Origin of the sequence: Pseudomonas sp. EGD-AK9, from assembly GCF_000465935.2 — a bacterium.
GTDB lineage: Bacteria > Pseudomonadota > Gammaproteobacteria > Pseudomonadales > Pseudomonadaceae > Aquipseudomonas.
On the sequence record NZ_AVOF01000076.1, the window covers coordinates 1 to 10,062 of the forward strand.

The following is a 10,062-nucleotide window of genomic DNA, read 5'->3' on the forward strand; positions in this document are numbered from 1 at the left end:
ACGGGCCGGACGGACACCTTCGCCGGCCGCCTCGTCCGCGGCCGGGCGCAGCACGCGCTTGGCCCGCGGGTCCACCGGCTTGGCCGACTTGCGCTGCAGACGGTCGAGCTTCTCGCGCACCTTCTCCTTCATCGCCGGCAGCGCCTGCGGGGTCAGGCCGACCTCGGCGCTAAGGATGTCCACCTCGCGCTGGTCCATCTCGCGCCAGCGGCCCATGGTCAGCTCGGAGGTGAGGAATACCGGACCGAAGCGCACCCGCTTCAGGCGACTGACCACCAGCCCCTGGGACTCCCACAGACGGCGTACCTCGCGGTTGCGGCCTTCCATCACCACGCAGTGGTACCAGTGGTTGAAGCCCTCGCCGCCGGGCGCTTCCTTGATGTCGGTGAACTTGGCCGGGCCATCCTCGAGCATGACGCCGCGCTTGAGGTTCTCCAGCATCTCCTCGGTGACTTCGCCGCGTACGCGCACGGCGTACTCGCGGTCCATCTGGTAGGAGGGGTGCATCAGGCGGTTGGCCAGTTCGCCGTCGGTGGTGAACAGCAGCAGGCCGGTGGTGTTGATGTCGAGGCGACCGATATTGATCCAGCGCCCCTCTTTCGGCCGCGGCAGGCGGTCGAACACGGTAGGCCGGCCTTCCGGGTCGTCGCGGGTGCAGATTTCGCCGTCCGGCTTGTTGTAGATCAGCACGCGGCGCACCGAGCCGGCGATCTCTTCGCGCTTGAGCAGGCGGCCGTCGAGGGCGATGGCGTCATGGCTGTCGACGCGCTGGCCGAGGCTGGCGGTGGCGCCATTGACCTTGACCCGACCTTCGCCGATCCAGGTCTCGATCTCGCGACGCGAGGCCAGGCCCAGACGAGCCAGGACTTTCTGCAGTTTCTCGCCTGCAGGACGCGGTTGTTCGTGCTCTGTCATCTTGGGCACCTCCCGGTGTAGTAACGGATGATCGAAGGGGCGCGAATCATACGCGCGGCAGGACTCTTAGGGTAGCCGAGAGTTACAACTTGCGCCGGCCGGTCGCCTGCAGCGCCAGCAGGCGCATGTCGGCCTCGGCCAGCAGCGCCCGCCGCCCGGCCTTGTCCAAACGCTTCCAGCCCTTGATTTCCTGGCGGCTGCGACCGCAGCCCAGGCAGATATCCTGCTCGAATTCGCAGACCTTGATGCAGGGACTCTTGCTCATGACGGCCACCTTGCGGGCATTGATCGAATGCGGGCAAGGATAAAGACAGCAGGCGCCTCGGCGGGATTGAAGAATTGCATGCCGTGCTTAAACAGACTCAATGCAACGACTCGTCGGCATCCAGGTCGGCCATACGCTCGTCGCCCTGCTCCTCGTCTTCGACCAGGCGCAGGTCGTCGAAATCGGTCTTCAACCCCTGCTCCATGGTGTCCAGTTCGGCCAGCAGGCTACGGAAGCTGGTTTCCTCGCGCGGTTCGGCGACTTCGCCGCCTTCCTGTAGCGCCAGGTCGGCGCGCGCCTGCAGCCCTGCCGGCACCTCGGCGTCGTCGTCCAGGGCCAGCTCGGGCTCCGGTTCCAGCTCGCGCAGGGCGGTCAGCGGCGGCAGCTCGTCGAGGCTTTTCAGGTTGAAGTGGTCGAGAAAGCCCTTGGTGGTGGCGAACATCGCCGGGCGCCCGGGCACGTCGCGGTAGCCGACCACGCGAATCCACTCGCGCTCGAGCAGGGTCTTGGTGATGTTGCTGTTGACCGCCACGCCGCGCACGTCCTCGATCTCGCCGCGGGTGATGGGCTGGCGGTAGGCGATCAGCGCCAGGGTTTCCAGCAGCGCGCGCGAGTAGCGCTGCGGACGTTCCTCCCACAGCCGGCCGACCCAGGGGGCGAAACGCTCGCGCACCTGCAGGCGGTAACCCGAGGCGACCTCCTTGAGCTCGAAGGCGCGCCCCTCGCAGGAATCGCGCAACACCTCCAGCGCCGCCTTGAACTGCGCCGGCTCCGGTCGCTCGCCCTCCTCGAACAGCTCGTACAGGCGCTCCAGGGACTGCGGCTTGCCGGAAGCCAGCAGAAAGGCTTCGAGCAACTGGGCCAGTTCGCGGGGGTCGGTCAGGTTCATTCGGCTCGGGCTCGGACGTGGATGGCGGCGAAGGGCTCATTCTGCACCAGCTCGACCAGGGATTCCTTGATCAATTCGAGCACCGCCATAAAGGTCACCACCACCCCCAGGCGCCCCTCCTCGGCGGCGAACAACTCGACGAAGGGCACGAAAGCGCCGCCCTTGAGGCGTTCGAGCACCTCGCTCATGCGCTCGCGGGTGGACAGCGCCTCGCGAGTGATCTGGTGACTCTCGAACATGTCGGCGCGGTGCAGCACCTCGGCCATCGACAGCAGCAGCTCTTCCAGGCTGACCTCTGGCAGCAGCTTGCGCGCACGCGCCTCGGGAGCGTCCAGGCGCGGCACGACGACGTCGCGACCGACCCGCGGCAGCTCGTCGAGGCCCTCGGCGGCGGCCTTGAAGCGCTCGTACTCCTGCAGCCGGCGGATCAGCTCCGCGCGCGGATCGTCCTCTTCCTCCTCGGCCTCGGCCGAGCGCGGCAGCAGCATGCGCGACTTGATCTCGGCGAGCATGGCGGCCATCACCAGGTACTCGGCGGCCAGCTCCAGGCGCACGGTGTGCATCAGCTCGACGTAGCCCATGTACTGGCGGGTGATTTCCGCCACCGGGATGTCGAGGATGTCGATGTTCTGCTTGCGGATCAGGTACAGCAGCAGGTCCAGCGGCCCCTCGAAGGCTTCGAGAAACACCTCCAGGGCGTCCGGCGGGATATACAGGTCCAGCGGCAGCTCGGTGACCGCCTCGCCGTAGACCAGGGCGAAGGGCAGTTCCTGCTGCGCGCCGGCCTGGCTGTCGACGGATTCGCTCATCGGCTGCGGCTCCTTCATCGGTACTTCAGGCCCATGGCCAGGCGCACCTCGGCCATGGTGTCGCGGGCCTCGTCGCGGGCGCGCTCGGCACCCTCGGCGAGAATGCTGCGCACCAGGTCGGGGCTGTCCTCGTAATCGATGGCGCGCTGCTGCAGCGGCGCCAGTTCGCTCTGCAGCGCCGTGCACAGCGCGCCCTTGCAGTCCAGGCAGCCGATGGCGGCGCTGCGGCAGCCATTGACCACCCAATGCAGCTGCTCGTCGCTGGAATACAGCTGGTGCAGCGGCCACACCGGGCAGCGCTGCGGCTCGCCCGGGTCATCGCGGTGCACCCGTGCCGGGTCGGTGGGCATGCGCCGCAGTTTTTCCTCGATCTCGGCGTCGCCGTCGCGCAGGAAGATCGCGTTGCCGCTGGACTTGGCCATCTTCTGCCCGTCCAGCCCGGGGATGCGCGCGAGCTCGGCGAGCAGCGGCTGGGGTTCGGCGAGGATCACCTTGGCGCTGCCCTCCAGATAGCCGAACAGACGTTCCTGATCGCCCAGGGTGATGTTGCTCTGCTCCTTGAGCAGCGCCCGCGCGGTCTCCAGCGCCTCGCCGTCACCCTGCTCCTGGTAGGCCTTGCGCAGGCTGCTGTAGAGCTTGCCGGCCTTCTTGCCGAGCTTGCCGATGGCGGCCTCGGCCTTGAGTTCGAAATCCGGCTCGCTGCCGTACAGGTGGTTGAAACGTCGCGCCACTTCGCGGGCGAACTCGATATGCGGCAGTTGGTCCGCTCCCACCGGCACCACGCCTGCGCGGTACAGCAGGATGTCCGCCGCCTGCAGCAGCGGGTAGCCGAGAAAGCCGTAGGTGGACAGGTCCTTGCCGGCCTGGCGCTCCTGCTGCTCCTTGTAGGACGGCACCCGCTCCAGCCAGCTCAGCGGGCAGATCATCGACAGCAGCAGATGCAGCTCGGCGTGCTCGGGCACCTGCGACTGGATGAACAGGGTCGCCGAGCTGGGGCTGACGCCCGCCGCCAGCCAGTCCACCGCCATGTCCATGACGTGCTGCGACAGCTGGCCGACCTCGGCATAGTCGGTGGTCAGTGCATGCCAGTCGACGATGCAGAAGAAGCAGTCGTACTCGTGCTGCAGCTTGACCCAGTTTTTCAGCACGCCATGGTAGTGCCCGAGGTGTAGACGGCCGCTGGGGCGCATGCCCGACAGCACGCGCCGCTCGGAGTCGATAAGGCTCAAACCGGTTTACCTAAACGAACAGACAAGGCGGCGAAGTATAGGGCAGCCAGGCGCCGAACGGAAAAACCCCGACGGGAACGCCGTCCGCCACGCCCAGTCCAAACATTGATGCCGGCGTCGGCTCGCCGCGCCGGGGCCCACGACAACCCACCGGGAGCACACCATGAACAACAATGCCCTCTCCCTCTGCGCCAGCCTGCTGTTCGCCTGCCTGTTCGCCCTGGCCCTGCCGGCCCAGGCGCAGATGATCGGTACCGAGGAAATCCTCAGCGAACAGAACCTCGCCGCCGAACGCGCCAAGCTCGACGCCCTGCTCGCCCGCAGCGACGTGCAGCAAGCCCTGCAGGCCATGGACGTACCGCCGCAACTGGCCCGCGAACGGGTCGACGCCATGACCCCGGCGGAAATCGCCAGCCTGTCGCAACGCCTCGACAGCCTGCCGGTGGCCGGCGCGCTGAGCGGCACCGACTTCATCATCATCTTGCTGGTGGCGATACTGGTGGCGCTGATTCTCTAGGGCTTGAGAAAAGGCGAGGGATCGCCACAGCCGACGCGGACGATTTCCGGCTCGTCGTCGGCCAGGTTGACCACGGTGGAGGCCTCCAGGCCACCGAAGCCACCGTCGATGATCAGTTCGACCTGGTGTTCGAGGATCTGGCGCATCTCGTAGGGATCGGACAGCGGCAGGTCGTCGCCCGGCAGGATCAGGCTGACGCTCATCAGCGGTTCGCCGAGCTGCTCCAGCAGCGCCAGGGCGATGGGGTGGCCGGGCACGCGCAGACCGATGGTGCGCCGCTTGGGGTGCAGCAGCATGCGCGGCACTTCGCGGGTGGCATTGAGGATGAAGGTGTAGGGCCCCGGGGTGTGGTTCTTCAGCAGGCGGAAGGCGGCGGTATCGACCTTGGCGAACAGGCCGATCTGCGACAGGTCGCGGCACACCAGGGTGAAGTTGTGCTTGTCGTCGAGCTGGCGCAGACGGCGGATGCGCTCCACCGCGTTCTTGTCGCCGATGGCGCAACCCAGCGCATAGGACGAATCGGTCGGATAGACCACCACGCCGCCGCCGCGGATGATCTCCACCGCCTGTTTGATCAGGCGCGCCTGGGGATTCTCCGGGTGAACCTGGAAAAACTGACTCACGTTTGCTCCCTGCTCATGAAGTGACAGCGGGTGGCTGTGCATGTTCGAAGCGCTTCCAGAGCGCCGTCAGGTCGTCGGGCAACGGGCGGTACATGCCCAGTTCGGACCAGTCGCCCGGCGCATGGAAGTCGCTGCCGACGCTGGCCATCAAGCCGAATTCGCGCGCCAGAATCGCCAAGCCGCCGACCTGCTCGGCCGGCTGCATGCCATTGACCACTTCCAGGGCATGCCCGCCCGCCGCAACGAAGTCGGCGACCAAACGCCGACGCTTACTGCGAGTAAAGTCGTATTGCCACGGATGCGCCAGGCTGATCCAGGCTTTGGCCGCGCGCAGCGTGCCGACCGCGTCCTCCAGCGCCGGCCAGTGCTGCTTGACGTCGCCCAACTTGCCCGAACCGAGCCACTTGCGAAAGGCCTCGGCGCGGTCGCGCACATGCCCGGCGCGCACCAGGAACTCGGCGAAGTGCGGCCGCGCCGGCGCATTGCCGCTGTCACCCAACTCCTGCTGCACCGCGCGCGCACCCTGCAACGCCCCGGGCATGCCCTTGGCCGCCAGGCGCCGGTCGATTTCCTCGGCGCGCTGCCAGCGCCCGTGGTGCAGCGCCTCGATGGCCGCACGCAAATCCGGGGCGTCGCTGGCGAAGGCGTAGCCCAGCACGTGGATGGTGGCGCCGCCCCAGGTGCAGGACAGCTCGATGCCGTTGACCAGCTGCATGTCCAGGGCCTCGGCGGCGCGGCGCGCCTCGTCCAGCCCCTCCAGGGTGTCGTGATCGGTCAGCGCCAGCAGCCGCACGCCACGCTCGAAGGCCCGGCTCACCAGCATGGCGGGGGCCAGGACGCCGTCGGAGGCGGTGCTGTGGCAGTGCAGATCGACAGTCATGGCGGCGCTTTCGTTGAGATTGATGTTTGTTATTATGCCGGCACATGCGACTTCTGGCTGCCGCCGCGCAGTAAAAAGCCTGCCCCGCTCCATGATCGACCCCATCTAAGGACTGAGATGCTCTACGCCATCATCGCCACCGACGTCGAAAACTCCCTGGACAACCGTCTGGCCGCTCGCCCCGCCCACCTCGCCCGCCTCGAGGCGCTCAAGCAGGAGGGCCGCCTGCTGCTGGCCGGCCCGCACCCGGCGATCGACAGCAACGACCCGGGCCCGGCCGGTTTCAGCGGCAGCCTGATCGTCGCCGAGTTCGACTCCCTCGCCGCCGCGCAGAGCTGGGCTGACGCCGACCCCTACCGCGCCGCCGGCGTGTACGCCAGCGTGGTGGTCAAGCCGTTCAAGAAAGTGCTGCCCTGATCCCTCCCACGCTGCTTTCGCTTACAAGGAATCGCGATGCGCCCGATCCCGCTGTCCGTGCTGGCCACCCTGCTGCTGACCTGCGCCCTGGCGCAAGCCGAGGAAACACCTCCCCAGCCGCTCGCCGCGGCCACCTCGGCCGAGGCGCAGGCCGATACCCTGGAACAGCGTCTGGCGCAGAGCGAACAGCTGCGTAGCGAACAGCAGGCCAACAGCGCCGCGCAGTTGCAACGCCTGCGCCAGGAAAACCAGCGCCTGCGCCTGCAGCTCAAGGAGAGCCAGGCCCGGCAGCAGCCCGGCCTGCTCAGCGAGGAGCAGACCTGGTTCGCCCTCGGCGCCGGGCTCAGCCTGCTTTCCGTGCTGGTCGGCGCCCTGCTGCGCGGCCGCCGCAAGACCCGCCGCGAGTGGATCAACTGAGCGCCATGAGCCGCTTACTGCTGATCGACGACGACCAGGAGCTGTGCGAGCTGCTGGCCAGCTGGCTGACCCAGGAAGGCTTCCAGGTCACCGCCTGCCATGAGGCCGGCAGCGCCCGCCAGGCCCTCGTCGAGCAGGCGCCGGACGCCGTGGTGCTGGATGTGATGCTGCCCGACGGCAGCGGCCTGGAGCTGCTCAAGCAGCTGCGCGGCGAACATCCGGAACTGCCGGTGCTGATGCTCTCGGCCCGCGGCGAGCCGCTCGATCGCATCCTCGGCCTGGAGCTGGGCGCCGACGACTACCTGGCCAAGCCCTGCGATCCGCGCGAGCTGACCGCCCGCCTGCGCGCTGTGCTGCGGCGTAGCGCACCGGCGCCGACCAGCAGCCAGCTGGAGCTGGGCGACCTGAGCTTCAGCCCCAACCGCGGCGTGGTCAGCATCGGCGCGCACGACGTGCCGCTGACCGTCTCAGAAAGCCGCCTGCTCGAAGCCCTGCTGCGCCAACCCGGCGAGCCGCTGGACAAGCAGGCACTGGCGCAACTGGCCCTGGGCCGCAAGCTGACCCTCTACGACCGCAGCCTGGACATGCACGTCAGCAACCTGCGCAAGAAGCTCGGCCCGCACCCGGACGGCCGCCCGCGTATCCTCGCCCTGCGCAGCCGTGGCTACTACTACGCGCCGTAGCTTGGCGCTGAGCGCAGCGAAGCCCAACAGGGAGCCGCCCGCGGCTCCGCCCGGCGTACCCGAGGCTCCACCCGGCACCTGCAGCGCCACTCGATACCGCCACGCCCCGGTAAAGCCCACGCAACAACGCCTTTACCCAAGCTTTACCCAGGCCTGACCGCCCTTGACCTTGACCGCCGCATACTGAGCCCATCCGGTAACGACCGGTTTCGAGACAAGGAGAACCACCATGCGCAAGACCCTCACCGCCCTGCTGCTCGCCGCCACCCTGCCGACCCTGGCGATGGCCATGCCCATGCACGAAGGCGGCCCGCGCCATCACGACCGCGGCCACGGCATGTTCAAGGAGCTCAACCTGAGCCAGGAGCAACGCCAGGAATTTCGCAGGCTGATGGGCGAACAGATGAAGAGCAAGCGCGAGATCACTCAGCGCTACCTGGACAAGTTGCCGGAGGCCGACAAGCAGGCCATGCACAAGGAGCTGGAGAAGGCCCGCGCCGACCAGCACAAGGCCCTGCGCGAGCTGCTCAATCCCGAGCAGCAGAAGGCCTTCGACGAACACCAGAAGAAGATGGAGGCGCGCCGCGCCGAAATGGCCGAGTTCAAGGCCTGGAAGGCCGAGAAGGAAGGCCAGGGCAACTGAGCCGACTCAACCCACGGCCCGCCGCTTCCCCGAAGCGGCGGGCTTTCGCATGAGGAATCACCGTGCGTTCACTGTTCTGGCGCATCTTCGCCAGTTTCTGGCTGGCCATCGCCCTGGTCGCCGGGTTGTCCATGCTGCTCGGCCGCGCGCTGAACCAGGACGCCTGGGTTCTCAGCCTGCACCCGGGCCTCGACGACCTCGACCGCAAGTGGGTGAAGCGCTATGAGCAGCAAGGCCCGCACGCCGCCCAGCAGTTCCTCGAACAGCGCAAGCAAAAATATCGCATCAACACCCAGGTAATCGGCGAGAGCGGCCAGCCGCTGGTCAAGGGCACCTTCCCGCCTCGCGCCGCCGCCTTCGAAGCCCGCCACGGCGAGGCCCGCCGCCTGCCCTGGCGTCGCCTGACCGCCGAGTACACCAGCCCGCAGAGCGGCGACAGCTACCTGTTCATCTACCGCATCCCCCACCCGGAACTGGCCGCCTGGCACCGCGGCAGCCTGTTCTGGCCGCTCAGCGCGCTGGGCATCGCCCTGGTGGTGCTGACCCTGTTCAGCCTGCTGCTGACGCTGTCGATCACCCGCCCGCTGGATCGTCTGCGCGGCGCCGTGCACGACCTCGGGCAGACCGCCTACCAGCAGAACAGCCTGGCGCGCCTGGCCACCCGTCGCGACGAACTGGGCCTGCTGGCCAAGGACTTCAACCGCATGGGCGAGCGCCTGCAGGGGCTGATCGGCAGCCAGCGCCAGCTGCTGCGCGACGTCTCCCACGAATTGCGTTCGCCGCTGGCGCGCCTGCGCATCGCCCTGGCCCTGGCCGAACGCGCCGAGGCGGCCGAGCGCGACAAGCTGTGGCCGCGCCTGAACCAGGAGTGCGACCGCCTGGAGGCGCTGATCAGCGAGATTCTCGCCCTCGCCCGCCTGGATGCCGACCTCGGCGCCGCACAGCCCGTCGACCTCGCCGCAATGCTCGGCAAGCTGCAAGAGGACGCGAGCCTGATCGCCCCCGAGCAGCGCCTGCAGATCCACCTCGAGCACAGCGCTGCGCTGCACGGCTGGCCGGATCTGCTGGAACGGGCGCTGGACAACCTGCTACGCAATGCCCTGCGCTTCAACCCGAGCGGGCAACCCATCGAGATCGATGTCCGGCGCCAGGGCGAGCGCCTGCTGCTCAGCGTGCGCGACCACGGCCCCGGGGTGGCGACCGATCATCTGCAGCGCCTGGGCGAGCCGTTCTTTCGCGCGCCGGGGCAGAACGGCGCCGGCCATGGCCTGGGCCTGGCCATCGCCCGCCGCGCCGCGCAGCGCCATGGCGGCGAACTGCTGCTGGCCAACCACCCGGAGGGCGGTTTCGTCGCCACGCTCAGCCTGCCGCTGCAACCTCAGAATCGCCCGTAGTCCGGATGCGACCGGGCTGGTGCCAGGCTCGCCGGACGGGGACGCTCTCAGCCGTTCCAGGCGCTGACGAAATCCTCGACCGCCAGTTCCGGCGGCCGGCGCAGCTCGCGTTCCGGGGTGCCGAGATAGAGGTAGGCGACGATCCGCTCGTCCGCACCCAGCCCCAGGCCCTTGGCCACCTGGGCGTTGTAGGCCAGGTCGCCGGTGCGCCAGACCGCGCCGATGCCCTGGGCATGGGCGGCGAGCAATATGCCGTGGGCGGCGCAACCGGCGGCGATCAGCTGCTCCTGCGCCGGCACCTTGGCATGCGCCTGCAACCGGGCGATCACCACCACCAGCAGCGGCGCCCGCAACGGCATGCCGCGTGCCTTGCTCAGCGCC

14 protein-coding genes are annotated in these 10,062 nt (G+C 68.3%); 6 read left to right on the forward strand and 8 right to left on the reverse strand.

The features are described 5' to 3' along the window. From rluB to N878_RS04270, 5 genes are all read right to left on the reverse strand, one after another. Nucleotides 1-915 (reverse strand): 23S rRNA pseudouridine(2605) synthase RluB (gene rluB, locus N878_RS04250; RefSeq protein ID WP_021442446.1); only part of this gene is annotated, 915 nt, incomplete at its 3' end. Between the two features lie 82 nt (nt 916-997). Next, on the reverse strand, nt 998-1,180 hold the full coding sequence (locus tag N878_RS04255) for a DUF1289 domain-containing protein (RefSeq protein WP_021442447.1): 183 nt from the start codon (nt 1,178-1,180) through the stop codon (nt 998-1,000). A 97-nt stretch (nt 1,181-1,277) separates the two neighbouring features. Continuing rightward, on the reverse strand, nt 1,278-2,069 hold the full coding sequence (scpB, locus tag N878_RS04260) for an SMC-Scp complex subunit ScpB (RefSeq protein WP_021442448.1): 792 nt from the start codon (nt 2,067-2,069) through the stop codon (nt 1,278-1,280). Beyond that, complete coding sequence (locus N878_RS04265) at nt 2,066-2,764, reverse strand: ScpA family protein (RefSeq protein ID WP_177342873.1); 699 nt, start codon at nt 2,762-2,764, stop codon at nt 2,066-2,068. Before N878_RS04265 ends, scpB begins: the two co-directional genes overlap by 4 nt. Before the next feature lie 128 nt (nt 2,765-2,892). Beyond that, a complete protein-coding gene (locus tag N878_RS04270) occupies nt 2,893-4,107 on the reverse strand; it encodes a tryptophan--tRNA ligase (protein ID WP_021442450.1) in 1,215 nt (404 codons plus the stop codon). Nucleotides 4,108-4,270: 163 nt separating this feature from the next. Between N878_RS04270 and N878_RS04275 the strand changes: the two genes are divergently transcribed. Next, nucleotides 4,271-4,624 (forward strand): PA2779 family protein, encoded by a 354-nt coding sequence (locus N878_RS04275; protein ID WP_021442451.1) that lies wholly within the window; start codon nt 4,271-4,273, stop codon nt 4,622-4,624. Here the strand turns inward: N878_RS04275 and N878_RS04280 are convergent. Then, entirely contained in the window at nt 4,621-5,247 is a 627-nt protein-coding gene (locus N878_RS04280; RefSeq protein ID WP_021442452.1) for an L-threonylcarbamoyladenylate synthase, read from the reverse strand. The genes N878_RS04275 and N878_RS04280 overlap by 4 nt on opposite strands. A 13-nt stretch (nt 5,248-5,260) precedes the next feature. Then, on the reverse strand, nt 5,261-6,127 hold the full coding sequence (locus N878_RS04285) for a PHP domain-containing protein (RefSeq protein WP_021442453.1): 867 nt from the start codon (nt 6,125-6,127) through the stop codon (nt 5,261-5,263). A 117-nt stretch (nt 6,128-6,244) separates the two neighbouring features. Between N878_RS04285 and N878_RS04290 the strand changes: the two genes are divergently transcribed. The 5 genes from N878_RS04290 (at nt 6,245) to N878_RS04310 (ending at nt 9,681) form a co-directional block, all read left to right on the forward strand. Then, nucleotides 6,245-6,544 carry a YciI family protein gene (locus tag N878_RS04290; RefSeq protein WP_021442454.1) on the forward strand — a complete coding sequence of 100 codons (300 nt, stop codon included), beginning with the start codon at nt 6,245-6,247 and terminating at the stop codon, nt 6,542-6,544. Between the two features lie 36 nt (nt 6,545-6,580). Then, complete coding sequence (locus N878_RS04295) at nt 6,581-6,961, forward strand: hypothetical protein (protein ID WP_021442455.1); 381 nt, start codon at nt 6,581-6,583, stop codon at nt 6,959-6,961. Nucleotides 6,962-6,966: 5 nt separating this feature from the next. After that, on the forward strand, nt 6,967-7,644 hold the full coding sequence (locus tag N878_RS04300) for a response regulator transcription factor (RefSeq protein WP_021442456.1): 678 nt from the start codon (nt 6,967-6,969) through the stop codon (nt 7,642-7,644). A gap of 229 nt (nt 7,645-7,873) precedes the next feature. Further along, a complete protein-coding gene (locus N878_RS04305) occupies nt 7,874-8,287 on the forward strand; it encodes a Spy/CpxP family protein refolding chaperone (protein ID WP_021442457.1) in 414 nt (137 codons plus the stop codon). Between the two features lie 62 nt (nt 8,288-8,349). Continuing rightward, on the forward strand, nt 8,350-9,681 hold the full coding sequence (locus tag N878_RS04310; protein WP_021442458.1) for a HAMP domain-containing sensor histidine kinase: 1,332 nt from the start codon (nt 8,350-8,352) through the stop codon (nt 9,679-9,681). A gap of 47 nt (nt 9,682-9,728) precedes the next feature. Here the strand turns inward: N878_RS04310 and N878_RS04315 are convergent. Continuing rightward, the coding region (locus tag N878_RS04315; RefSeq protein WP_021442459.1) for a nitroreductase family protein at nt 9,729-10,062 on the reverse strand (334 nt) is incomplete at its 5' end.